Raw genomic sequence first — 24,377 nt, 5'->3', positions numbered from 1 at the left:
AAAAATTAGTCATAAAAAAAGCTTTTTAACTTTCGGCTAATTTATAAAAAGCCGGCGGTTAAAAAGCCTTAAAATTTAAGATTTTGGTTAATTATTCGCCACCACCTTGTTGTTGTAATGCTTTCATTTCAGCATAAGTAATTTCATCGTAACCTGCAGGTATTTTAGTTACAGAAAGTTCTCCAACTTTACCTTCTGTTAATGATTTTAAAGTAACAGTCGCCATTGATGTATCAACAGAAACAATAAAGCCTTTTACACCTTTAAAATCTGCAGTAGCAATGGTTACAGGTACATCAACATCTGTTGTTGCCCAAAGTTCACCAGTACCGCCTTTGTCATCTTTAAAAGTATATTTCTCTGCATTGTAACCTGCTACAGTTTTCTTTTCGCCTGTTGCTTTAAAATCAGAATATTTAGGTTTTGCAGCGTTAGATTCCTCCATTTCGGCTTTAGTCATTTTTGAAGCTAGCTGTTTTTGAGCTACAGGTATATCTACTAAAAGTAAACCCGAACCACTCTGGTTATCCATAAATACGGCCACCGAAGCAGGACCAAGGTCTAGCTCTAATTTAGAAATATCTCCGTTAAATTTAACTTTTTGTTCTTCTGGAGCGCCTGGAGCACTAATCTTATACTTCATTGTATAAACTAACGTGCCTTCAGTAACTTTCTTTTGTGCATGAGCAATAATTGCTGTACTTACTAAGATTAAAGCTACCACACTTGTTTTGATTGATTTTAACATGTTTTTATTTCAGTTTAGTTTTTTACCAGTTAATTTTTTCTTTGTTTAAAAATGAAGCTATTCCTTTTTTAAAATCTTCACTTTCTCTTACTCTAGCATTAATATGAACGGCTGTTTCTAAAGTTTTTTCTAAAGATGGATTTGTTGTTTGACTGATTAATTGTTTAGTAATCATTAAAGAGTTACCCGAACTTCCTTCACACAAACTTAACGCAAATTCTTTAACCTTTTGATGAATTTCTGCTGATTTTGTTACAAAATTTATTAACTTATAAGATAAGGCCTGCTCTGCATTAAAGGTTTTGCCGGTTAATAGAATTTCCTTTGCAATAGTTTCGTTCACTTTTTGAACCAAAAAGCACGAAACAATTGCAGGTACAAAACCAATTTTAACTTCTGTATAACCGAAATTGCTTTCGGGTGTGGCAAAAACAATATCGCAAATTGTAGCTAAGCCGCAGCCACCTGCTATTGCATGACCTTCAACTTGCGCAATTACAATTTTTGGTAAATAATAAATAGTTGTAAAAAGCTTTTTCAGATTATTTGAATCTGCTACGTTTTCTTCAAAACTATTATTTTGAAGTTGTTGCAGATATTCTAAATCTGCACCAGCACTAAATGTTCCTCCATTTGCGTTTAAAACAACAATTTTAACCTGGTTATCTTCTTCAGCACGAATAAAAGCCTCAGTTAATTCGGCTATTAATTGCGGGTTTAAAGCATTTCGTTTTTCGGGGCGATTGATTGTAATTGTAGCAATTCTTTCTTCTACATTGTACAAAACCATGTTTTCCATATTATTGGGTTAGTTGAACCAAATATGCAGGATTTTTCTTTAAAACATGTTGAGGAATGCTATTATTCTCGGCAAAAGTTTTAAACGATGCAATTTTGTAATCTTTATTTGTTGCATCAATAATTAAAGATTTAAACTCGATATGCCTATTAAGATTTTCTAACATAAATCGTGTATTTCCTGTGAGCCAAAGACTTGAGAATTTACCCTCAATATTTAGGTTTTTATAATTTAAGAATTCATCAATAAGCAAAATTCTGTATCCCTTAAAAACGATTTGATTATCTTTTTTTATAAAATGATTGATGAGAGTATCTCTGTTTAAATTAATGAAATTGATTTTAGAAATCTGTGCTTGTTCAAGAGCTGGCTTTACAAAAAAGTGAAAGTTTTTATCATTAGCATTTAAATCTGTAAGTAATATGGTCTCTCTACCGCTTATAAAGGCTGCCGCATAATTTTTTCTCAAGGTGAAAAAGATGATTTTTTGTTGCTTTGTGGCTACCCAATCATCGTAAACGATTAAAGATGCGTAAAAGATATATAACAATATGGATGCATAGATGAGTTTTTTATTATAGTTGGTAAGGGCGTAAATAAACAACCCTAAAGATAAACTGAGTAGTAAAAGCTCTGGTAAATTAATCCAAATTGATGATAAAGTAGAATATGGTAAATCTGCAATCCATTTTAGAATCTGATTGGTAGATACGATAATCCATTCAAAAATTGTTGAAAGTTTATCTGCAAAAGGGATTAAGACGATGATACCTAAAATCATAATAACCATTAATGGAAGTGAGATAAATAGATTTCCTAATAAAAAATAGATTGGAAATTGATGGAAATAATAAATACAAAGCGGAAAGGTTACTATCTGGGCAGCTAAGGAAATCGCAATTAATTCCCATACTTTATTTAGCCATTTATTTTTGATGTAAATCCATTTATAAATTTTTGGTTGAAGATAAATTAATCCAAAAACCGAGATGTAGGATAATTGAAAACCAACATCCCATATTAAGAATGGATTATAAATTAACTGACAGAAAGCTGCAAATGCAAGTGTATTGTATCCGTTTTTATTTCTTGCAAATGTTTTCGCAGTAATGAAGATGCCAATCATAATTGCAGAACGCACAACAGAAGGCGATAAACCGGTAATTAATGCATAAATCCATATTAAGCTAAAAATTAAAATGAACTTTAAAATTTTTGTTCCTCTTTTCCTATCTAAAAATATCAGCATAAAATCTAATACAAAGAATATAATAGCTACGTGGCTGCCAGAAACAGATAGTGCATGTATTGTTCCTGTTTTTGAGTAAGCGGCTAACGTTTCCTTACTTAAATCTGCACGATAACCCAATATTAATGTAGATGCAACGGCAAAAGCTTCATCATTTTTAATGAGTTTACGATATTTATTCACTTGTGCTTCCCTAAGTTTTAAGGCAAATTTTAAAATAGGATTTCCAATATTTCGATTTGTTTTTAAGATATGATTTTGATTGATAAAGGCTTGCTCAAATACATTCTGATTAGCTAACCATTGCTTAAAATCAAATTCAGCGGGGTTATATGGCGGTTCAACATCTAAATATTTCGCGGAAACAATTAACTCATCGCCATATTCTAAATGAATAGGGTTAAGGCTGTCTACCTTTAATGCTAAAAGTATTTGACCGCTTTGCTTAAGCTGATTATTATTTAGATAACCAGAAATAACTCTGGCTTTAAACCTCAATATATCATTTGTTTGCTCGGGTTCATCGTTTACCCATATTTTCAAAAGTTTATAATCTTTCTTCGCAAAATAATCAGCCTTAAGTTTTTCATTGTTTAACAAACAAAGCAATCCACCGAAAGAAAAAAAGAATGTAAAAAACAGAAATCCGCTTATGCCTTTAAATTTATAAGCATTTAATATTTTATAAGTGAAGTTGATAACGAATAACAATAAAAATATAGCTGCTGAAATAATCGATAAAGTGACTATTAAATTTTCTGTTGGGAAAAAGTAAAATACACCGATACCTACAATTAAAGGCAAAAGAATACGAGCGAAAATGTAATCAGCTTTAAACATAATTTAGAATTGATATCTTAATTGGAGTTTAACATCAGATTTTTTATTGCCCTGTATTTCATCTAGATATGTTCCAACGGTTTCCACATCCTTGTAAATAAACATGGCATATCTGGCCCAAATGTTTAGCTTTTTGGCTAGATTGTATTTTAGATTTAAATAAGTTCTAAAGCCTTTGCCATTATACATACCAAAGGCAAAGCTGTATAAAACATCATCTTCATAAGCATATATTCTACTGTTATAACTTGCGGTGTTAAAATATGCGATTCGCAGATTTCCTGTTATTTTGGAAAACATTGGAGAATAATCAACATCTTGATAAATCAAATAACCGAATTCTGCCTGAGTATCTCCTTTTTTGTATTGAGATACTTCTACACGGTTTTGAAAACTCCATTTTTTATTTAATTGCCAGCTTACTTCAAAACGGTAGCCTTCTTTTTTTACATCATCCAAAAAACTTATTGGCACTTCCAAATCCGTATTTTGCTGTTTATTTTCGGTTTTAAATCGGGCCAGGATTTTAAATGTTTTAGTCGGTGTGTATATTGCCTGACTCAAAATTTCATATCCGTCTGAGGGTGCATCAATCCTAAATTTTAACCATGGAAACTGAAAATAATCTCCATAAATTGAAAACATCCACTTTTTATTTGGCGTAATATTTAAACCCGTAAACAAGCCGCGTTCGTTCACAGCTTCACTTGCTTCGGCCAAACCCTGATTAAAAAAGTTATGATAATTTTTTGCATAATTACGATGTGTAATAGAAGCAGAAATTATTGGTGTGAGGCTGATTAAAGCACCATTAAGGTATGCAAATCCACTTTTTAAACTTTTGCCGGCTTCGCCAAACAAATAAATATTTTTATAAGTGTAGTTGTAAAATGCACCAATGTTTGTAAGCTGTTTTCCAGTAAAACTGAATTTATCGTAAAGAGCAGTTTGCGTGATGAAACTATTTCCGTATTTACTCTGGTAAGCGATTGCTCCAAAAGCAAGTTCGTTTTTACTGTATTGAATTATTGCTCCGTACACATTTTGTTTCAAAGAGTTTTTGTTTGATATTTCTGTTGGTGTTCTGTGTAATCCGGTTTGATTTATTGTAGATTGTACCAGATTTCCATCAGCATCTAAATCCTGACTTGCATCCAAATTTCTGAATGATAAAAAAGGAGTGAGGTCTATATTTTTAAATAGATTGATGGTTGCTGATGCACCTCTCAGAAAAGAGTACTCATTAGTAGATGTGTAAGGACGTAAGCCTAAATCTTTTTTGGCAATGCTAACGATATCAGGTCCTTTACCAAATGCAAAACCCGACCACATTGTTAAACCCTGCCCAAATTGCAATTTGTAATCGCCAACTACCAATTTTTTAATTTTGCCTAATTTAAAGAGTGCTATATTCCCAGAGAAAAAATCGAAGGGCTTGCCAATAAATTTTTCTCCTGCATCTTTATCTAATGTAATGGAGGCAGAAATAATTGTTCCGTAGTGATAACGGTATCTGGTTTGAAACCTTTCCGGTGAACCTAAATATCTGTTTCCTGGTAAATCTGTAAAGCCTTTTTGTGTTTGAAGCGTTTGGGCGTAACGTACAATTAAATCATTATCGCCGATAGTAAAAATGTTTTTAAACCTGAATTTTTCATATTCAGTAGCAGAATTTAATGTAACAAATGGAAGTAAATTCTGTACAGTTTTAACATCAAAGCCATCAATGGTTTGTAATTCTAAAACATCAGCTAAACTTCCGTTTTCTTTTATGTGCTTAAAAAAATTACTGATTTGCAAAGGAGATAAGAATACCAGCGTTTTTAATTCCTCTGGTGTGGTTTTGCCTAAGTTAATCGGGTGCTTTTTTAATCTGGTTAATACCTCAATTAGTTCGGTCATATCGTAATCATCCGGTAGGTTCTCAGCTACGCTTTCGATAATATCCCGTATAGCAACCTCATTTTCAATGCTTTGAGCTTTTGCAAAATATCCTATCAGTACAAAAGCAAATAATAAAAACCTAAAAGGCATAACCTAATGCAATTTGAGGTGCATAACCTAAGTTAGTATCGTAGGTTGTTGCCATATCAAACAAAAGTTTTCTATAATTTAGCCCGAAACCTGCATATTGTTTAAAAGGTTTTGCACTTAAACCACCGCGTAAACTCAGCAATGCCGCGATTTTGTAATCAATCCCTAATGACACATTAATTGATTCCTGTAGATTTTTGGATACCGATGTAGCAATTAAAACTTTATCTGATGCAAAATAACTCGCTCCGACATTAAGCGTAGTAGGAATTTCAGTCATAACCAGCGTACTGCCATATTTTTGCTTAGATGGGTTACTAATAAATGTTCCAATCGTAAGTAAATCTGTAAGGTGATATATGACTCCAAAATCAACAGAAAACCCATTTGAAGCACCATAATTTGAGATTTTCAGCTGATGATAATTACCGTTTAAACCAATAGATAATTTGTTGCCAAATTTCTTTGCAAAAGCAAAACCAACCTTGCTTTCAAAATATTCGGAAAAGCCATATCGTTGCAAACTGGCACCAATAAAATTATTTTTAAATGGAATTACAGCAACAAAACCTTGAGTACTAACCTCATCACTAAAAAGATTTTTAATGTAGTTTACAGATGCTGTTGGCTGCTTTAAATGAGTAATGGCAGCAATATTGGCTTGCAAACTCCAAACATCATTTACAGCTGCGCCATTGTTGCCAATAGCCGTTAAGCGTGGTCCCAAATTGTTTTGGGCAGATAAATAAAAAGGTATGAGGGAGATTATCAATACATTCCATATCTTCATTTGAGGGCGTTAAACCGGTAAATAAAAAATAGGGAGGTACGTTGTTCGGTTATTCTAATATAGAAAAATTTAATATAAAACAAAAAAATGTTGTTGATGTATTTATTGATTAAATTTAATAATAGATAAATAATTATTTATGGAATAACAGATTGATATAGGTTTTGAGCAGTTGGTTAAAGTACTTAAGAAGATGCCGCAAAAGCAATGGTTAAAACTTAAACAAGCTATAGACGATAAATTGATTTAGATTCAGATCGCGAAGAATATAAAAAAAAATTACTTAGTGGTCCTACCTTTTCTGATGAACAATTAGAACTTGTAAATGATACGAGCTATTTCGAATGGTTTATCATTAGCAGTCTTAAATGTGAAGCATTTCGAAAGAATTGAGGCCCTAAATATTATCTCATAGCTTACAACTCCTGAGCCAAATTAACCAGAAAACCTTTAAGCTTTTCTAATGAATCAATAATTTTCTGATTCTCTTTTACATCACCTTTGTTGTTTTTTAAATGTTCTTTGGCACCTTTTAGCGTAAAACCTTTTTCATCAACAAGGTTGAAAATAATTTTAAGGTTTTCGATGTCTTCAGGTGTAAATAATCGGTTGCCTTTCTTGTTTTTTTTGGGTTGAAGGATGTCGAATTCCTTCTCATAAAAACGAATTTGCGAAGCGTTAACATTAAACATTTCAGTCACTTCGCCCATAGTATAATACATTTTGTTGATGTCTCTTTCTTTGTACGGCATATTTTGTGATTGATTATTAAGGTTTTACAGCGATTAATTAAAGTATTCAAATGTAGCTCGATTTTTCCTTATTAACGCAATAAAGTTTTAATTTTGTTGCTCCAATTATAAAATGTAATGACAGCAAAAGAGATTAGACAGGCATTCCTTAATTTTTTCGAATCGAAACAACATCAAATAGTTCCATCGGCGCCAATCGTGGTTAAAAACGACCCGACTTTAATGTTTACAAATGCCGGTATGAATCAATTCAAAGATTTGTTTTTAGGCGAAGCGACTGTTAAATATACACGTGCTGTTGATACTCAACGCTGCTTACGCGTATCTGGCAAGCATAACGATTTAGAAGAAGTTGGAATAGATACTTACCACCATACCATGTTCGAAATGCTTGGTAACTGGAGTTTTGGCGATCCTGCCCGTCCGACAGGCGGGTATTTCAAAAAAGAGGCGATTGCATGGAGTTGGGAATTATTAACCGAAGTTTATAAAATTCCGAAGGATAAATTATACGTTACTTATTTTGAAGGTGATGAAAAGGAAGGTTTAGAAAAGGACCAGGAAGCTTACGACCTTTGGAAGCAATATGTAGATGAAAGCCATATTTTACCAGGGAATAAAAAGGATAATTTCTGGGAGATGGGTGATACCGGACCATGTGGACCATGTTCTGAAATACATGTTGATTGCCGCACGGATGAAGAGAAGGCTTTGGTTGATGGCGCTACTTTAGTTAATGCAGATCATCCTCAGGTTATCGAAATCTGGAATAATGTATTTATGCAATTTAACCGTTTAAAAGATGGTTCGTTGCAAAGTTTACCAGCAAAACATGTTGATACAGGAATGGGTTTTGAACGTTTGGTGCGTGTATTACAGGAAAAAACTTCTAATTATGATACTGATGTTTTTCAACCATTAATTCAGTTTATTGCTGAAAAATCTGGAACAAAATATGGTGCTGATGAAAAAACGGATATCGCCATGCGTGTTATGGCTGACCACATTCGTGCCATTTCGTTTGTAATTGCTGATGGTCAGCTGCCTTCAAATAATAAAGCCGGTTACGTAATTCGTAGGATTTTACGCCGTGCTGTTCGTTATGCCTATACTTTTTTAAACTTTAAAGAGCCATTTTTAAATCAATTGGTGCCTTTATTGTCCCAACAATTTAAAGGTGTTTTTGATGAATTGATTTCACAACAGGATTTCGTCCAGAAAGTTGTTTTAGAAGAAGAGATTTCGTTTTTAAGAACACTATCAGCAGGTATCCAGAGATTTGAGAAATATCAGGCACAGAACAATACAGTTGAAGGAAGTTTTGCATTTGAATTATCTGACACGTTTGGTTTTCCAATCGATTTAACCGAACTAATGGCTCGTGAAAAAGGCTGGACGGTTGATTTAAATGCTTATGAACAAGCACTTAAAAAACAAAAAGATGATAGTCGTGCTGCCACGGCAATTGATACTGGCGATTGGGTTATTATTAATTCCGATGAACAAAGTGAGTTTGTTGGTTACGATGATTTAGAAATCGAAACAGAGATTTTAAAATATCGCAAGGTAAAAGCGAAGGGCCAAGAACAGTATCAAATTGTTCTACGGCAAACGCCTTTCTATGCTGAAAGTGGTGGTCAGGTAGGAGATACCGGACGTTTAGAAGACCATAGCCGTCAGTTTTGGGTAGATATAACCGATACCAAAAAGGAGAATGGCTTAACTGTTCATTTTGCAGATATTCTTCCAGATAATTTAGAAGGAAAATTTTGGGCAGTTGTAGATGAAGATAAACGTGTTCTAACTGAAGATAACCACTCTGCTACCCATTTATTACACGCAGCATTAAAGCAAGTTTTAGGCAATCATGTTAACCAAAAAGGTTCGTTGGTTAATGCTGATTATTTACGCTTCGATTTTTCGCATTTTGCAAAAGTTACCGATGAAGAACTGGCGCAAATTGAAGTGATTGTTAACCAGAAAATCAGACAGAATATTAAGCTAAAAGAGCAGAGAAATGTTCCTTATCAGGATGCAATTGAAAGTGGAGTAACCGCTTTGTTTGGCGAAAAATATGGAGATTTTGTTCGTATGATAACATTCGATGACCATTTTTCTAAAGAACTTTGCGGTGGTACACATGTTAAAGCTACCGGACAAATCGGTTCATTTAAAATAATTTCTGAAAGTGCTGTTGCTGCTGGTGTTCGCCGTATTGAAGCAATAACTGCCGATAAAGCAGAACAATATTTCTTAAACCAAAGAAAAGAATTAGGTCACTTAAAGGCTTTACTAAACGGCAGCAAAGATTTATCAGCTTCTGTTCAAGCTTTGCTTGATGAAAATGCAAAACTTAAAAAGGAAATTGAGAAATCGACACTAGAGCGTGTTAGCAATTTGAAACATGAAATTGTTCATCACGTTCGTGGCATAAACGGTGTTAACTTAATTGCTAAACACATTGATTTGCAAAATGCTGATGCAGTAAAAAACTTAGCTTTTTCTTTAAAAGACATGATTGACAATTTATTTCTGGTTTTTACTACAGAAATTGATGGTAAACCGGGCGTTACCGTAATGCTTTCTGATGATTTAGTAAAAAAGGGAATGAATGCATCAAACATCGTTCGTGAGTTAGGAAAAGAAATCCAAGGCGGTGGCGGCGGACAACCTTTTTACGCCACAGCTGGCGGTAAAAATAATGATGGTTTACCAATTGTATTAGAAAAGGCAGAAAGTTTTATAAATAAGTAATCAAATAATTAACCTCTCAAATGAAAAAACAAATTTTATTCATCCTGTTTATTGGCGTTTCTTTAGTTTCCTTTGCCCAAACAGATAGTATATCTAAATCAGTTAAAGCAAAATCTGAGGCAATAGGGCATGGTGGAAATAATGAGATAAAAATTAATTTATTATATACAGTTATTGGCTTACCTGAAGTGTCTTATGAACGGTTGTTAGAAGATAACATGGGGATTGGAATATCAGTAGCAATTAATTTAACAGACGAAGATGTTTTTGGTAGTCGTTTAAATTATATTATTGCACCTCATTACAGACTCTACTTTGGCGCAAAAAAGGCTAATGGATTTTTTATAGAAGGTGGCGCTGCAGTAGTTTCATACAAAGAATTTGATTATTCATCATTAGCGTATACAAGCTACCCGGCTGGTTATGATTATTCAGAGCTTAATAAAAATTACACAAATTTTGGATTAGGTGCAGCAGTTGGAGCCAAATTTTTAACAAGAAACGGATTTACTGGTGAAGTTTATGGTGGAATTGGACGTCTGTTAGGTAACAGTAATGCTATTGAAGCTTACCCACGCATTGGAATAACAATCGGTAAAAGATTTTAAGCATAAAAAAAAGAGGCCAAAAGCCTCTTTTTTATTTTAATGTCTACCTCTGTGACCTTTATCATGATGACCTCTACCTTTTCCTTTAAAGTCGTGGCCTCTATCATAATATTTTACGCTTTTGTATGATCTGCCAGGTGAAACGTATCTAACTCTGTTTCCGCCGCCACCATAAGAATTGCGGTAAAAATTTGAATGATTTGCGTATCTCACTCTATGTGTATTATAACTACGGTAAGGGCTATTTCCATAAACAACTACTTTTCTGCCGCGGTTTAAGTCATAACCTCTGTATCTGGCAGGTAAATTCCTGGTTCTTACCCATCTGTTACCATTTAGATAAACAAATTGCCTTTGTGGCACAGAATAATAAGATTGTACTTCTGGTAAATAATAATAGTTTACGTTTTGATAACCTACGGGAACCCAAGCTGGCTGAGTACCGATATTTACATTTAAACTTACTTGAGCGTTAGATTGATTTGATGTTAAAGCCACGATACCTACAATCGCGGAGATGATAACTAACTTTTTCATAATCGTTTCTATTTGTGTAGTGTTATAAATTCAAACGCTGTGCCAAAAATTTAATTGTAACAGAGATATAAAAAAAGGAGCTTCTTTCGAAACTCCCTTGTCACAACTAAAAATATTATCCACGGCGATTGCCTCTGTCGCTATTGTTTCTTTCCGGGCGATTACCGTTAGCATTTTTATTGCCTCTATCGTTATCTCGATAAGGTTGATTATTTCTTTCGACTCTTACAACCGTTTTTTGTGTATGCACCGGCCTTTTATTTACTACAACAGTTTTATTGCTATTATAATTCGGATGACCTTTTACAACATAATACTTTGCATCACGGCTATCTCTTATTATATTTTGATGACCTGAATAGTTTTTATACTTGCCATATTTAGAGATGTATATATTATTTCGTAAATATGGTTTTGGCTCATTAACCACAACTTTATAAGAGCGGTATAAATCAAAATTTCGGTATTGAGCAGGCAGGCTATTTACTGTAACCCATCTATTACCATTCTGATAAATGTATTGTCGAGTCGGCACATAGTAATACGTATTGATATCAGGCAAATAATAATAATCCACATGGTCGTAGCCTGTTGGTCCCCAGGCGGGTTGAGCACCAATATTAATGTTTAAGCTAACTTGTGCTTTTGCAGTGTTAAGGCTGAATAATGAAACCATCAGAATTGCAGCAAATAATACTAACTTTTTCATGGCATTTAAAATTTAGGGTTTCTCTTGTGTGTTAATTATTGAAATAGACATAAGCTTTACACAGTAGTTTAATTGTGGCAATCTGTTTTAACATACTTTAACTATATTTGCCAGCACAATACACTAAAAGGCATCATTTTATATGAGTTTAGGTACAAACCAAAACAATTACGAGCTCGTTTCAGGACTAGAAATTCATGTTCAGTTAAATACAAATACCAAAATATTTTCTGCTGATAGTGCTTCTTTTGGTGCCTTGCCTAATCAAAATATATCTACAGTTTCTTTGGCTTTGCCAGGTGCTTTACCCACACTAAATAAAGAAGTTATCGCAAAGGCCGTTCGTATTGGTTTGGCTTTAAACTGTATAATTAACCAGATAAATCATTTCGATAGAAAGAATTATTTCTATGCCGATTTACCAAAGGGATATCAAATTACGCAAGATAATCAGCCAATTTGTGTTAATGGTTTTGTAGAGGTTGAGCTATCTGATGGTTCTACAAAGAAAATTGGCATCAACAGAATACATTTGGAAGAAGATGCCGGCAAAAGTATTCACGATCAGGATGATAATTATTCTTTAGTTGATTTAAATCGTGCGGGCGTACCTTTAATTGAAATTGTTACCGAACCAGATATTCGTAGCGCAGAAGAAGCATCAGCTTTGCTTACGGAGATTAGAAGGTTAGTGCGCCATTTAAATGTGAGCGATGGTAATATGGAAGAAGGTAGTTTGCGTTGCGATGCAAATATTTCTATTAGGGAAGAAGGCACAACTGCTTTTGGAACCCGTTGCGAAGTAAAAAACTTAAACTCTATGCGTAACGTACGTAGAGCTATGGAATTTGAATTTGGCAGGCAGGTTGAAATTATATCAAATGGCGGCGAAATTATACAAAGCACTTTAAATTTTGATGCTGATAAGGGAACAACATCGCCAATGCGAACCAAAGAAGAAGCAAATGATTATCGCTATTTCGCCGACCCTGATTTGCAACCTGTTTTTATTTCGGATGATTGGTTAGCTGAAATTACATCGGCTATGCCAGCCTTACCAAATGAAATTAGTAAACAGATGATTGCAGAGTTTGGAATTAGCAAAGCTGATGCAACATTATTTGCTGAAGATTTAGATTTGTTGCAGTATTTTAAGAAGACTTTGCCAAACGTTAACACTAAAAAAACTTTAATAAATTGGTTAATTGGACCTATAAGAGCTGTTTTAAGCGAGAACGAAATAACAATTTCTAATTACAAAGTATCACCAGAACAACTTGCCGCAACAATTAACCTAGTTGATGATAAAAAGATTACACAACAGATTGCCTTACAACAATTATTACCTGCGTTAGAAAAAAATGACGGTGAAAACGCTGCTGATTTAGCAAAATCATTAAACTTGCTTATTACAGAAAATGTTGGCGAGTTGGATGGTTTTATTGATGAAGTGTTAAATAAATACCCACAACAGGTAGAAGCATATAAGAAAGGTAAAAAAGGCGTTTTAGGTTTGTTTGTTGGCGATGTTATGAAACTGGCCAAAGGCAAAGCGGATGCTAAAAAATTAAATGAATTAATACTTGAAAAACTAAAATAATGAAATTAAAAAACCTGAGCCTATTCGTATTAATTGCGATTGCTTTTACTGCATGTAAACCAAAAGATAGTTTTAATATCGACGGAACTTTTCAAAATCCGGGTACGGAAAAGAAAGTTTATTTGTATGGGATGGAAGGTAGCCAGATGATTGCTGTCGATTCTACAAACTTATCTGAAAAGGGAGAATTTAAATTTATCAGAAAAACACCTTCAGTCGATTTTTTCAGGGTTTCAATTGGTAACCATGAGTTTATGCTAATTGCTAAAAACGGCGATGACATTAAATTGGAAGCAGATTTAGCAGATAAAACAATGGCTTATAAAATTTCTGGCGCAAACGAAGTTGATAAGCTATCGGAAGTTAACAACCTTCGTAATAACTATGCTAAGCAAGTTGAAGATTTACAAAAGGATTTTGAAGCGAAGGTTGCGCAACATCCAACAAACAGAGCTGCAATTTTAGAACAGTTAAAACCACAATATGAATCATATACTAATCAGTTAAATGCTTCAATTATAAAATTTGCGAAAGATAATAAAGGTACGTTGGCAAGTTTTTATGCAATGAATACTTTAAGTCCGCAGGAATATGAGGCCGAATTGGTAAAGTTTGCTGATGAAATTAAAGATGAAATTAAAGGTAATGCAACTGTAGATACATTTATAAAACAAAAAGCTTTGTTAAAGGCTGTTCAGGTTGGGCAAATAGCGCCAGCATTTACCATTAATAGTGTTGATGGAAAGCCTGTAAACTTGTCTGATTATAAAGGAAAATACGTTATGGTTGATTTTTGGGCATCGTGGTGTCAACCTTGTCGCCAGGAAAACCCAAATGTTGTTAAGGTTTACAATCAATACAAAAACAAAAATTTCAATATTTTAGGCATTTCATTAGATACAGATAAAACGGCATGGTTAGCTGCAATCAAAGCTGATGGATTAAGCTGGACACATGCTTCAGAATTGAAAGATTTTAATGGTTCTACCGTTAGAAAGTATCAAGTGCAAGGAATACCGGCTTCATTTATAATTGCTCCAGATGGTAAAATTGTTGCCAAAAACCTACGTGGCAGCGAATTGGAAGCGTTTTTAGCAAAAACGTTACGTTAAAAGAAACTCAATGTTAAAGAAATTGAAGTTATTAACAATTTCTTAACTTAGGCTTAACTGAATATTACATCATAGACAGTACTTTCGTAACAAATATTTAACTAATGAACAACGTAGGTCAGAAAATATTAATTGTTGATGATGAACCAGATATTCTGGAACTGATTGAGTACAACCTAAAGAAAGAAGGTTACCAGGTATTTACTGCTTCTAATGGACAAGAAGGAATTACTGTAGCTAAAAAGGTTCATCCAGATTTAATTATTTTGGATATCATGATGCCGAAAATGGACGGAATTGAAGCTTGCCGTTTGATGAGAGCAATACCTGAGTTTAAAAATACTTTCATGGTTTTTTTAACCGCCAGAAGCGAGGAATATTCAGAAATTGCAGGATTTAATGTTGGTGCCGATGATTATATCGCAAAACCAATTAAACCAAGAGCATTAGTTAGTCGCATAAATGCTATTTTAAGAAGAAATGCCGGCACAGAAGAAGTATCGGAAAATAAGTTAGAAATCGGCGATTTAGTTATCGACCGTGAAGCTTATTTGGTTTTTCAAGATGGTAACAAAGTGGTGTTAGCGAAAAAAGAATTTGAATTACTTTATTTGCTAGCTTCTAAACCAGGTAAAGTTTATACAAGAGAATCAATTTTAAAGAATATTTGGGAAGATTCTGTTGTAGTAACTAATCGAACCATCGACGTTCACATTCGTAAATTACGCGAAAAATTAGGCGAACGTTATGTATCTACAGTAAAAGGAGTGGGTTATAAATTTGAGCTATCATAAAATAACCTAATAAAATATAAGCCCCGGATTTATAAAAATTCGGGGCTTTTTATTTTATGTCACGTTGAGCTTGTCTACACGCTGTCTTAGATGTTTAGAAATTTCTTCGATAAGCTGAGAATGACCAACAATTAATGATGCCGTTTTTTATTTAGGTCATTAGCTTAAAGCTTGTTCTAAATCGGCAATAATATCATCAACATGCTCTAATCCAACTGAAATTCTGAGTAAATTTTTAGGTGTTTTGCTGTCTGGTCCTTCAACAGAATATCGATGTTCGATTAAACTCTCTACACCGCCTAAACTTGTGGCTTGTGCGAATAATTTTACCCTATTTACTACTTTACTGGTTTCTTCAACATCTCCCTTAACCAAAAACGACATCATACCACCAAAATCTTTCATTTGTTTTTTAGCAATTTCATGTTGAGGATGTGTTGTCAATCCAGGGGAAAAAACAGCCTCAACTTTAGGATGATTAACTAAATAATGAGCAACTTTTTTACCATTTTCGCAATGGCCTTTCATCCGGTAGGCTAAAGTTTTTATGCTTCTGCAAAGTAAAAAGCAATCAAACGGAGATGGAACAGCCCCACCGGTTTGCTGAATGTTTTTAATTTTCTCCCAAAGCTCATCTTTCTTTGCGGTAACTAAAACTCCACCCAAAACATCGCTGTGGCCACCAATATATTTTGTACTGCTGTGCATTACAATATCTGCACCTAATAAGATAGGATTTTGCAAAATTGGCGATGCAAATGTACTATCGCAAGCCAAAGTTATTTGATGTGACTTTGCAATCTTCGAAATTTCTTCAATATCTGTAACCTTTAGCAACGGGTTTGATGGTGTTTCAATCCATATTAATTTTGTATTTGGTTTGATAGAAGATTTTATCAGTTCTAAATCGGTCTGGTCAACAAAATCGAACTCTAAAATTTCATTAAAAATAGTAAGCAATTGTTTTTTTATCCCCCAATACATATCATCGGGTGCAATAATATGGCTGCCGGGTTTTAGCGCCTGAAATAAGCTGAGACCGCAATTATTGCCTGAGGCAAAGGCTGCTGCATCTTCTCCATGTTCCAATTTCGCCATTGTGTTTTCTAAAGCAGACCGGTTTGGGTTGCTCACGCGACTATACATGTGTCCGCCGGGATATCCGCCGTATTCATCTCTAAAAAAAGTTGTAGATAAGTTTATTGGTGGCGTAACATCTCCGGTAGTATTTTTAATAAGATTAGAAGCGTGAATAGCAAGGGTTTCGGGTTTCATGATGATTTATTTTTAAAACGAATATTTGCAGTGCAATTTAATAATTCGATGCTAATTTAAGGTTCATTATTGTTTTGGCAAGATTTATGTATTCAGTTTCGCATAAAATTAAAATTAAACTAAAATGAAAAGATTTTTTATAGCTATTGCAATAGCATGTTCTACTTTGGTAATGTTACAAAGTTGCTCATCAACAAAAAATGCAACAACTGGTATTAATGGTGGTAGAGGTACAGTTACTGGCAACTGGGTTTTGAATAATATTACTTTAGAAGGTTTGCCAGATCAAGCCGTTCAAGGGTTATTTGGTGAAAAATCATACAAATGCTTTGAAGGTAGTACCTGGAGATTAACAAATAGCGGAAATGGATCATATACATTACCAGCAACAAGCAGTTGCGGTGAGGTGATGCAAACAATTTTCTGGTCATCAACTCCATCAGAAGAAACTTTTCAATTCAAGAAAATTTTTGAAGGTGATAAAGCTAAAAATGTAACAGAAGGTTACCGTTTAGTTTTATCTCAACTTTCTAAAGGTAATATGGTGATGAAATCTCCAATCGAATTTGGTGGTAAAACAGCTAATATCGTTTTATCATTTTCACCAGCGGTAAAATAAGGCTCAGTTCTATCAATATAATGGAAAGCACTTCTGAAAAGAGGTGCTTTCTTGTTGGCGACAGATTTTTATATTCATATCTCTCTGCCACGGAAACACGGATTTAAGAAGATAAATTTCCCGTGTGTTCCGTGCATCCGTGGCAACTTTAATTTCATTTACTTAATGCCTAATAACAAAAATCTGTTAATCTGTGGCGAGCCAGTTTGTAAAATACTTTCCGTGTTTTCGTGGCAACTACTATTTCATTGCTCAATTTAACAAATACCAAATCTGCTAATCTGTGGCAACCAGTTCATAGAATATTTTCCATGCTTCCGTGGCAACTACTATTTCATTGCTCAATTAGGAAATACCAAATCCGCTAATCTGTGGCAAACCAGTTCATAGAATATTTTCCATGTTTCCGTGGCAATCTATTATCGCACTGTTATAAACAAAAAACCTAATAATCTATGGTTAACTCATGGTTTGTTGCAAGAAAATGATGTTCTAATCGACTCATTATTGTATTTTTGTTTAAAATAAATCAGGAATGAATACAACTGAGCAAGTTGAAAAAATATTAGCTGATACATCATTATCAACTGAATTACAAAATATAGCGCACAAAGTACTTAACAAAGAACGAATTACTTTTGATGAAGGTGTTTATCTGTACGAACACGCCGAATTAGGTTATTTAGGTGTTTTAGCCAATTTTATCAGAGAGGCAAAACATGGCGATAAAACATATTTTAACCGTAATTTTCATTTAGAACCTACAAACCTTTGTGTTTACGATTGTAAATTTTGCTCTTACTCCCGTTTAATTAAACAGAAGGAAGAAGGCTGGGCGCTAACTATGGAGCAAATGCTCGATATCGTTAGGAAATATGATAACGAGCCGGTAACAGAAGTTCACATTGTGGGTGGTGTTTTACCGCAATACGATATGGAGTTTTACGCAGCCTTATTTTCTGCAATTAGAGCGCACAGACCAGATTTGCATGTTAAAGCTTTAACACCGGTTGAATATCATTACATCTTCAAAAAAGCGAAGGTTGATTATGCTACCGGAATGAAGTTAATGAAAGAGGCTGGCTTACAATCTATGCCGGGTGGTGGTGCAGAAATTTTTCATCCGGAGATAAGAGAACAAATTGCGAAAGATAAATGTACTGGCGAGCAGTGGCTGACAATACATGAAGAATGGCATAAATTGGGTATGCGAAGTAATGCAACCATGCTTTATGGACATATTGAGAAATTTGAGCACCGTGTTGATCACATGCAAAAGCTTCGTGAATTGCAAGATAAAACAGGAGGTTTTCAAACATTTATTCCTCTAAAATTTAGAAATCAGCATAACCAAATGAGTGCAGTTCCTGAATCTTCAGTGATAGAAGATTTGAGGAATTATGCTATCGCGAGGATTTACATGGATAATTTCGACCACATAAAAGCCTATTGGGCAATGATTAGCAGAGAAACTGCTCAATTATCTCTTAATTATGGCGTTGATGATATTGACGGAACTTTAGATGATACCACAAAAATTTATTCGATGGCTGGTGCTGAAGAGCAAACACCTGCAATGAGTACAAAAGAATTGGTAAACCTTATTAAACAGGTTGGCAGACAAGCTATCGAGCGTGATACTTTATACAATGTGGTTACCGATTTTACAAATGTAGTTTTTGAAGAAGAAAAGAAACCAGCATATTATAAATTACCAGTTATAAATTAATGAGTGATAGATTAAGTGAATTCTTGCAACACCCTTACCACAATCTATCATTCAAAATGCAATCAATCAGTCATTCTATAATTCAAAACTCAAATCACCCAATAAATTAAAATGAAGCATATTTATATCATCCGCCACGGCGAAACAGAACTTAATAAGCAAGGAATAGTACAAGGTAGAGGTATAAATTCTGATTTAAATGATACTGGTAGGGCTCAAGCGGATGCTTTTTATCAAAAATATAAAGATATTTCTTTTGATAAAATTTATACCTCAGATTTAAAGCGCACCTGGCAAACCGTACAAAAGTTTATAGATGCTGGATTACCCTGGGAAAAACTTTCTGGCTTAGATGAGTTAGCATGGGGTGTTTGGGAAGGCAAACCTAATACGCAAGATTCTAGAGATGCCTTTCGTGAAATGTTACAAGCTTGGGAGCAAGGCGACTACTCTGCTCATTTTGAAGGTGGTGAAAGTGTTCAAGATGTTTATGAACGTTTGAAACAACCAATGGAATTGTTAGCTTCCCGACCTGAAGAAAAAACAGTTTTGCTTTGTATGCATGGTAGAGCAATGCGTGTTTTTCTTTGTTTGCTGCTTAATAAACCATTGAGTGAAATGACAGAATTTCCTCATCAAAATACAGTTTTATATAAAATGGGTTTTGAAGACGGCAAGTTTAGCGTACTTGAGTTTAATAGCGCTGTTCATTTGGATGGGCTGGTGATTGGGTAATCGGATAATTCATCATTGCGATGTGAGATGCAATCTCTACCAAAGCAATTTAAGAGTGCTTCATGTCTTGCACTGGCAGCATAAATTTTAAACTTAAAATAATTCCTTGAATAAAATTAAAATATCGGCTGTTGCTTACACCAACACCAAAGCATTTATATATGGAATTGAGCATTCTGATATTATAAATAAAATAGATTTAAGCTTAGATATTCCTTCAGATTGTGCTGCTAAAGTAATTAGTGGTCAAGTAGATATAGGTTTAATGCCTGTGGCTGCAATTCCGTTTGTGCCGAATGCTAACATTGTTGCAGATTACTGCATAGGGAGCGATGGCGCTGTTAATTCAGTTTTCATTTTTAGCAGTGTTCCGGTAAGAGAAATTAAGACAGTGATGTTAGATGCGCATTCCCGTACTTCAAACAATCTGGCTAAAGTTCTGCTTAAATTTCATTGGAAACGAGATGTTGAATTTACAACAACTATCACGGAAGAAACAGATGCCATAGTTTTAATAGGCGACAGAACATTTGGTAAAAAGGATGATTATGCTTTCGCTTATGATTTAGGAGAAGAGTGGAAAAATTTTACCGGATTGCCGTTTATGTACGCAGCGTGGGTAGCCAATAAAGAAATTTCTTCATCCTTTAAAAATGAATTTAATGCAGCTCTGAAACTTGGTTTATCCCATCGGGATGAGGTTTTAAAACAATTGCCTCAAACAGATAATTTCGATTTGAAAGATTATTTGTACAATAAACTTCAGTTTGAAGTAACAGAGGATAGAATGAAAGCTATGAAGCTATTTCTAGGCTATATTGAAGCCCTCGAGAAAGAGAAAGTATAAGCAAAAGGCAATCTGTTTTAGATTGCCTTTTATATTTTAATGTGTTTTTAGCTTTCCGGCTATGGTTTCTAATTTGCTTTTAAGTTTAGATAACGCACCTGTAATGGCTAAATCGTATGTATTTCCAAAACTGGTAACCGCAACTGGCTCTTTACCAGAAATTCTGGCTTCTAATAAGCAGCGTTTATCTTCTAAACCATCTTTACTTCCATTTTCATCAGTAAGGTGAACTTCTAAACGGGTTATTAAATCACTAAAACGGCTCAAAGATTCGGTTATCTGTGTTTGTATTTTTTCTTCGTATTCCTGGTGTATCGTTAGGTTTTTGTCGGTATTCAATTGAATCGTCATAATAAAGGAATTAGGTTAAATAATAATATTATAACAGACAAAGTAGCTAAACGTTTTGAATTTTAGTTAAATGATTGTCTAAATTCTACTGGCGACATATCCGTTTTCTTTTTAAAAAGTGCGCTAAACGACTGTGAATGTTCAAAACCCAAATAATAAGCGATTTCGCTGATAGATAAATTTGATGTTGATAGTTTCTCTTTAGCCTTTTCAATGAGTTTCTCGTGGATATGTTGCTGCGTATTCTGACCAGTATGCACCCTTAATAAATCGCTTAAATAATTGGGAGATAAATTCATGTGTTCAGCAATTAACTTCACGGTCAGCAAACCTTGATTAGTTTTATCATTGTTTGCAAAATAACCATCCATAAACTGCTCAAAGCGAACTAAAATTTGATTGTTGTTGTTTTTTCTGGTGATAAATTGCCGCTCGTAAAAACGTTTGGAGTAGTTGAGTAATAACTCTATCTGCGAAAGAATGATTTCCTGAGTATGGCGGTCGATATGTTTGCACTCTACATGGATTTTGTTTAAAATGTTTATAAGGTTATCCTCTTCATCTGCAGAAAGGTGAAGTGCTTCATTTACCGCATAATCGAAAAAACCATAGGTGCTAATGGCATTTGCTAAAGGATGTTTTAGTAAAAAGTCTGGATGAAAAATAAGTAGATAACCCGAACCACATTCCATCGTTTCTAAATCCAGATATTGTACCTGATTAGGTGCGGTAAAACTAAGCACACCTTTGTCATAATCATAATGCTGCTGACCGTATTTAATTTTTCCTTTTGCATCCCTTTTTAATGCCACGCAATAAAAACGATTCACAAAGCCTTTCCAAATATCATCTTTCAAAAAACAAGTTTCTTTTAGATTAATCATACTGATAAGTGGATGCAAAGGCTCAGGTAAAGAGAGCAGGCGATGAAACTCCGAAACAGACTTAATTGAATTCATATTGCTAAATTATACATTATTAATATTAGCGACTGCAAAACAGGCAGTCGCTAAATATTTTAATCGATTAAACCCATACTAAATTCATCGTATGGATTGCCGGTATCGGTGCCCAGCGGAACTATACTTTCAATTCTAGCCAATTCATCTACAGTTAAATGAATGTTTGTAGCCTCAATATTTTGCTCCAAATATTTTCTTCTTTTTGTTCCCGGTATCGGTACAATGCCTTTACTAATAATCCAAGCGAGGGCCAATTGAGAGGATGTTACATTTTTTTCGGCAGCAAGTTTTTCTATAGCTTCTACCAACTCAATATTTTTATAGAAATAGGCTTCCTGAAAACGCGGTATCGCCCTGCGGAAATCATCAGCTGGTAAATCATCAATACTACGGATTTCACCAGTTAAAAAACCTCTGCCTAACGGCGAGTATGCCACAAAGCCTATTCCAAGTTTGTTAAGTGTATCCAGAACACCTCGCTCTTCAGCTGTTCTTTCAAATAAAGAATACTCGCTTTGAACTGCAGTTATCGGATGGATACTGTTTGCTCTTTCAATCGTTGCAGGAGAAACTTCAGATAAACCAATATAACCAACTTTTCCTTCTTTAACCAATGCTGCCATTGCTTCAACAGTTTCTTCAATAGGTGTATTTTTATCTAATCGATGCATATAATACAAATCAATGTAATCGGTATTTAGATTTTTTAAAGAACGTTCTACTGATTTTTTTATGTAATCTTTTTTTCCGTTAATTGCCCAGGTCACGTTGTCATTATCATCAATTTCCCATCCAAATTTAGTGGCAATTACATACTTATCTCGGTTACCATTAACCGCTTTGGCAATTAGCTGTTCATTTTTGAATGGGCCGTATAAATCTGCAGTGTCCAAAAAATTACCTCCTAATTCTAATGATCGATGTATGGTGGCAATTGCTTCCTCTTCATCGGCTTTGCCGTACATATTTGCATCTTGAAATCCGGTCATGCCCATACAACCTAAACCAATGTTTGGAACAATTAAACCTTGATTTCCTAATTTTACTTTCTGTATTTCCATTATTCTCTTTTTTTATTCAAAGTTATGCTGACAGAACCTTTCGGTTGTATGCAAAGCCCTGAATCTTGTATGCAAATCAAGGCGTTATGAAACCTTATAATTTCTTACAATAAAAATAGAGGCAAAGAAAATATGCGATTCGAATGCTTAAGATTTATTGGTTTTCAAAAAAATAAAACCAATAACTCCCGATAGGATAGATGCGGTTAAGATGGCAAATTTTGCTTCGGCAATGTGTAAATCATCATTAAAAGATAACAAGGCAATAAAAATCGACATGGTGAAGCCAATTCCGGCCAACATAGCTAAACCCAATACGTGTTTCCAGTTTGTGCTGGTTGGTAATTCGGCCCATTTTAGTTTTACAGCAAGCCAACTAAAACTAGTTACGCCTATTGTTTTTCCGATGAATAAACCACCGATAATACCTAAGCCTAGTGAGCTGGTTAAGCCGCCAAACATGTTTTGTTCTATAGTGATGTTTGTATTAGCCAATGCAAAAATTGGCATTATTAAATAATTTACTGGGAAGGTTAATGCGTGTTCCAGTTTCTCTAGAGGAGATTCTACATCTGTATTATTAGTTGGGATGGTAAATGCTAACAGCACACCAGCAATAGTGGCGTGAATGCCAGAATGGTGAATAAAATACCAAAGAAACACGCCGGGAATTAAGTAGAAAAACAAATTTTTTACACCGAAATAATTCATTAAAAATAGCAGGCTAACCACTGCAGCTGCCATTGCAAGGTATTCGAAATGAATTTGATTTGTATAGAATATCGCGATGATGAGAATTGCGCCTAAATCATCAACAATAGCCAAGGCAGCTAAAAATATCTTCAACCCAGCCGGAACATTTTTGCCTAGCATGGCTATTATTGCCAACGCAAAGGCAATATCTGTAGCCATGGGTATACCCCAGCCACTTGCAGTTGGCGTATTTTTATTAAAAATGACATAGATAATTGCCGGAACAAGCATTCCGCCCAAGGCTGCAATTACTGGTAAAGCTGCACTTTTTACAGATGAAAGTTCCCCTTCAACCAATTCCCGCTTAATTTCTAATCCAACTAAAAGGAAGAAAACTGCCATTAGCGCATCATTAATCCATGTAAGTATGCTGTAATTTGCAATTTCGAAGCCTAGCCTGGTTTCTAAAAAGGTTTGGAAACCATCTTTTGCAGATGAATTAGCGATATATAATGAAACCCCAACACATATTAATAGGAGGAAGCCCCCCACTTGCCCGGATTTTAAGAATTGTTTGAAGATTTTTAGATTGATGATTTTTGCCATTGCGGTAAAAATAACAAAATCAAATAAGTTTCATTCCTAAACGCAAAATTTAGATGTGTTACAACCTTGCTAAAACGAACGTTTATAAAAAAAGCCGAAGGCTATGCTTCGGCTTAAGGTTTAAAGTTCACGCTTGCTGTTTGGTTTTACAAGTGCAATTAAAATCCCGAGAC

Annotated in this window: 22 protein-coding genes; 9 read left to right on the top strand and 13 right to left on the bottom strand. The window is 34.4% G+C overall.

Translation table 11 applies throughout. From position 1 onward, the window contains the following. Nucleotides 1-91: 91 nt before the first annotated feature. From LUA90_RS08915 to LUA90_RS08890, 6 genes are all read right to left on the bottom strand, one after another. Nucleotides 92-748 (bottom strand): DUF4412 domain-containing protein, encoded by a 657-nt coding sequence (locus LUA90_RS08915; protein ID WP_231459506.1) that lies wholly within the window; start codon nucleotides 746-748, stop codon nucleotides 92-94. A 22-nt stretch (nucleotides 749-770) separates the two neighbouring features. Further along, nucleotides 771-1,547, bottom strand: coding sequence for an enoyl-CoA hydratase/isomerase family protein (locus LUA90_RS08910; RefSeq protein WP_231459507.1), 777 nt, complete (start codon nucleotides 1,545-1,547; stop codon nucleotides 771-773). Nucleotide 1,548: 1 nt separating this feature from the next. Then, the gene (locus LUA90_RS08905) at nucleotides 1,549-3,636 is read right to left on the bottom strand and encodes a ComEC/Rec2 family competence protein (protein WP_231490722.1); all 2,088 of its coding nucleotides are present in this window, start codon (nucleotides 3,634-3,636) and stop codon (nucleotides 1,549-1,551) included. A gap of 3 nt (nucleotides 3,637-3,639) precedes the next feature. Further along, nucleotides 3,640-5,670: a helix-hairpin-helix domain-containing protein gene (locus LUA90_RS08900; RefSeq protein WP_231490721.1), complete on the bottom strand. Its 2,031-nt coding sequence runs from the start codon at nucleotides 5,668-5,670 to the stop codon at nucleotides 3,640-3,642. Further along, entirely contained in the window at nucleotides 5,660-6,460 is an 801-nt protein-coding gene (locus LUA90_RS08895) for a hypothetical protein (protein ID WP_231459511.1), read from the bottom strand. Before LUA90_RS08895 ends, LUA90_RS08900 begins: the two co-directional genes overlap by 11 nt. 416 nt (nucleotides 6,461-6,876) lie before the next feature. Further along, nucleotides 6,877-7,212: a MerR family transcriptional regulator gene (locus LUA90_RS08890; protein WP_121950206.1), complete on the bottom strand. Its 336-nt coding sequence runs from the start codon at nucleotides 7,210-7,212 to the stop codon at nucleotides 6,877-6,879. A 117-nt stretch (nucleotides 7,213-7,329) separates the two neighbouring features. Between LUA90_RS08890 and alaS the strand changes: the two genes are divergently transcribed. After that, a complete protein-coding gene (alaS, locus tag LUA90_RS08885) occupies nucleotides 7,330-9,966 on the top strand; it encodes an alanine--tRNA ligase (RefSeq protein ID WP_231459512.1) in 2,637 nt (878 codons plus the stop codon). 20 nt (nucleotides 9,967-9,986) lie between these two features. Further along, nucleotides 9,987-10,574, top strand: a complete 588-nt coding sequence (locus tag LUA90_RS08880) for a hypothetical protein (RefSeq protein ID WP_231459513.1) — start codon at nucleotides 9,987-9,989, stop codon at nucleotides 10,572-10,574. Nucleotides 10,575-10,610: 36 nt separating this feature from the next. Here the strand turns inward: LUA90_RS08880 and LUA90_RS08875 are convergent, their stop codons facing one another. Both LUA90_RS08875 and LUA90_RS08870 read right to left on the bottom strand, forming a co-directional pair. Next, on the bottom strand, nucleotides 10,611-11,111 hold the full coding sequence (locus LUA90_RS08875; protein WP_231459514.1) for a hypothetical protein: 501 nt from the start codon (nucleotides 11,109-11,111) through the stop codon (nucleotides 10,611-10,613). 115 nt (nucleotides 11,112-11,226) lie between these two features. Continuing rightward, the gene (locus tag LUA90_RS08870; RefSeq protein WP_231459515.1) at nucleotides 11,227-11,820 is read right to left on the bottom strand and encodes a hypothetical protein; all 594 of its coding nucleotides are present in this window, start codon (nucleotides 11,818-11,820) and stop codon (nucleotides 11,227-11,229) included. 142 nt (nucleotides 11,821-11,962) lie between these two features. On the opposite strand from LUA90_RS08870, the gene gatB reads away from it, so the two are divergent. The 3 genes from gatB (at nucleotide 11,963) to LUA90_RS08855 (ending at nucleotide 15,326) form a co-directional block, all read left to right on the top strand. Continuing rightward, entirely contained in the window at nucleotides 11,963-13,420 is a 1,458-nt protein-coding gene (gene gatB, locus LUA90_RS08865) for an Asp-tRNA(Asn)/Glu-tRNA(Gln) amidotransferase subunit GatB (protein ID WP_231490720.1), read from the top strand. Continuing rightward, nucleotides 13,420-14,532 (top strand): redoxin domain-containing protein, encoded by a 1,113-nt coding sequence (locus tag LUA90_RS08860; RefSeq protein WP_231490719.1) that lies wholly within the window; start codon nucleotides 13,420-13,422, stop codon nucleotides 14,530-14,532. The genes gatB and LUA90_RS08860 overlap by 1 nt, the downstream gene beginning before the upstream one ends. Before the next feature lie 104 nt (nucleotides 14,533-14,636). Then, complete coding sequence (locus LUA90_RS08855; RefSeq protein WP_231459518.1) at nucleotides 14,637-15,326, top strand: response regulator transcription factor; 690 nt, start codon at nucleotides 14,637-14,639, stop codon at nucleotides 15,324-15,326. 159 nt (nucleotides 15,327-15,485) lie between these two features. Here LUA90_RS08855 and LUA90_RS08850 read toward each other — a convergent pair whose 3' ends face one another. Next, a complete protein-coding gene (locus tag LUA90_RS08850) occupies nucleotides 15,486-16,601 on the bottom strand; it encodes a PLP-dependent aspartate aminotransferase family protein (protein ID WP_231459519.1) in 1,116 nt (371 codons plus the stop codon). Nucleotides 16,602-16,725: 124 nt separating this feature from the next. Here LUA90_RS08850 and LUA90_RS08845 point away from each other — a divergent pair, with 124 nt between their 5' ends. The 4 genes from LUA90_RS08845 to LUA90_RS08830 all read left to right on the top strand — a co-directional run bounded on the left by LUA90_RS08845 (nucleotide 16,726) and on the right by LUA90_RS08830 (nucleotide 20,531). Beyond that, complete coding sequence (locus tag LUA90_RS08845) at nucleotides 16,726-17,220, top strand: hypothetical protein (protein WP_231459520.1); 495 nt, start codon at nucleotides 16,726-16,728, stop codon at nucleotides 17,218-17,220. Nucleotides 17,221-17,755: 535 nt separating this feature from the next. Continuing rightward, nucleotides 17,756-18,949, top strand: coding sequence for an aminofutalosine synthase MqnE (mqnE, locus tag LUA90_RS08840; protein WP_231459521.1), 1,194 nt, complete (start codon nucleotides 17,756-17,758; stop codon nucleotides 18,947-18,949). A gap of 111 nt (nucleotides 18,950-19,060) precedes the next feature. After that, a complete protein-coding gene (locus LUA90_RS08835; RefSeq protein WP_231459522.1) occupies nucleotides 19,061-19,684 on the top strand; it encodes a histidine phosphatase family protein in 624 nt (207 codons plus the stop codon). Between the two features lie 106 nt (nucleotides 19,685-19,790). Next, nucleotides 19,791-20,531 carry a menaquinone biosynthetic enzyme MqnA/MqnD family protein gene (locus tag LUA90_RS08830; protein WP_231459523.1) on the top strand — a complete coding sequence of 247 codons (741 nt, stop codon included), beginning with the start codon at nucleotides 19,791-19,793 and terminating at the stop codon, nucleotides 20,529-20,531. A gap of 36 nt (nucleotides 20,532-20,567) precedes the next feature. Here the strand turns inward: LUA90_RS08830 and LUA90_RS08825 are convergent, their stop codons facing one another. The 4 genes from LUA90_RS08825 to nhaA all read right to left on the bottom strand — a co-directional run bounded on the left by LUA90_RS08825 (nucleotide 20,568) and on the right by nhaA (nucleotide 24,204). Further along, a complete protein-coding gene (locus tag LUA90_RS08825; RefSeq protein WP_231459524.1) occupies nucleotides 20,568-20,882 on the bottom strand; it encodes an HPF/RaiA family ribosome-associated protein in 315 nt (104 codons plus the stop codon). A 62-nt stretch (nucleotides 20,883-20,944) separates the two neighbouring features. Then, nucleotides 20,945-21,841 (bottom strand): AraC family transcriptional regulator, encoded by an 897-nt coding sequence (locus tag LUA90_RS08820; protein ID WP_231459525.1) that lies wholly within the window; start codon nucleotides 21,839-21,841, stop codon nucleotides 20,945-20,947. Nucleotides 21,842-21,900: 59 nt separating this feature from the next. Beyond that, entirely contained in the window at nucleotides 21,901-22,905 is a 1,005-nt protein-coding gene (locus LUA90_RS08815; protein WP_231459526.1) for an aldo/keto reductase, read from the bottom strand. A 147-nt stretch (nucleotides 22,906-23,052) separates the two neighbouring features. Beyond that, nucleotides 23,053-24,204 (bottom strand): Na+/H+ antiporter NhaA, encoded by a 1,152-nt coding sequence (gene nhaA / locus LUA90_RS08810; protein WP_231490718.1) that lies wholly within the window; start codon nucleotides 24,202-24,204, stop codon nucleotides 23,053-23,055. Nucleotides 24,205-24,377 lie beyond the last annotated feature (173 nt).

Source organism: Pedobacter sp. Leaf170, assembly GCF_920984665.1.
Classification (GTDB): domain Bacteria; phylum Bacteroidota; class Bacteroidia; order Sphingobacteriales; family Sphingobacteriaceae; genus Pedobacter.
Note: the sequence above shows the minus strand (reverse complement) of the source record. Positions and strands in the feature narration are given on the sequence as shown.

Bases quoted from the DNA above. Each gene is read 5' to 3' on its own strand.
- LUA90_RS08870 (WP_231459515.1), bottom strand. From the start codon at position 11,820: ATGAAAAAGTTAGTATTATTTGCTGCAATTCTGATGGTTTCATTATTC.
- LUA90_RS08890 (WP_121950206.1), bottom strand. From the start codon at position 7,212: ATGCCGTACAAAGAAAGAGACATCAACAAAATGTATTATACTATGGGC.
- LUA90_RS08815 (WP_231459526.1), bottom strand. From the start codon at position 22,905: ATGGAAATACAGAAAGTAAAATTAGGAAATCAAGGTTTAATTGTTCCA.
- LUA90_RS08905 (WP_231490722.1), bottom strand. From the start codon at position 3,636: ATGTTTAAAGCTGATTACATTTTCGCTCGTATTCTTTTGCCTTTAATT.
- LUA90_RS08895 (WP_231459511.1), bottom strand. From the start codon at position 6,460: ATGAAGATATGGAATGTATTGATAATCTCCCTCATACCTTTTTATTTA.
- LUA90_RS08820 (WP_231459525.1), bottom strand. From the start codon at position 21,841: ATGAATTCAATTAAGTCTGTTTCGGAGTTTCATCGCCTGCTCTCTTTA.
- LUA90_RS08850 (WP_231459519.1), bottom strand. From the start codon at position 16,601: ATGAAACCCGAAACCCTTGCTATTCACGCTTCTAATCTTATTAAAAAT.
- LUA90_RS08875 (WP_231459514.1), bottom strand. From the start codon at position 11,111: ATGAAAAAGTTAGTTATCATCTCCGCGATTGTAGGTATCGTGGCTTTA.
- LUA90_RS08825 (WP_231459524.1), bottom strand. From the start codon at position 20,882: ATGACGATTCAATTGAATACCGACAAAAACCTAACGATACACCAGGAA.
- LUA90_RS08835 (WP_231459522.1), top strand. From the start codon at position 19,061: ATGAAGCATATTTATATCATCCGCCACGGCGAAACAGAACTTAATAAG.
- LUA90_RS08900 (WP_231490721.1), bottom strand. From the start codon at position 5,670: ATGCCTTTTAGGTTTTTATTATTTGCTTTTGTACTGATAGGATATTTT.
- LUA90_RS08855 (WP_231459518.1), top strand. From the start codon at position 14,637: ATGAACAACGTAGGTCAGAAAATATTAATTGTTGATGATGAACCAGAT.
- gatB (WP_231490720.1), top strand. From the start codon at position 11,963: ATGAGTTTAGGTACAAACCAAAACAATTACGAGCTCGTTTCAGGACTA.
- LUA90_RS08915 (WP_231459506.1), bottom strand. From the start codon at position 748: ATGTTAAAATCAATCAAAACAAGTGTGGTAGCTTTAATCTTAGTAAGT.
- LUA90_RS08860 (WP_231490719.1), top strand. From the start codon at position 13,420: ATGAAATTAAAAAACCTGAGCCTATTCGTATTAATTGCGATTGCTTTT.
- LUA90_RS08910 (WP_231459507.1), bottom strand. From the start codon at position 1,547: ATGGAAAACATGGTTTTGTACAATGTAGAAGAAAGAATTGCTACAATT.
- LUA90_RS08880 (WP_231459513.1), top strand. From the start codon at position 9,987: ATGAAAAAACAAATTTTATTCATCCTGTTTATTGGCGTTTCTTTAGTT.
- LUA90_RS08845 (WP_231459520.1), top strand. From the start codon at position 16,726: ATGAAAAGATTTTTTATAGCTATTGCAATAGCATGTTCTACTTTGGTA.
- nhaA (WP_231490718.1), bottom strand. From the start codon at position 24,204: ATGGCAAAAATCATCAATCTAAAAATCTTCAAACAATTCTTAAAATCC.
- mqnE (WP_231459521.1), top strand. From the start codon at position 17,756: ATGAATACAACTGAGCAAGTTGAAAAAATATTAGCTGATACATCATTA.
- alaS (WP_231459512.1), top strand. From the start codon at position 7,330: ATGACAGCAAAAGAGATTAGACAGGCATTCCTTAATTTTTTCGAATCG.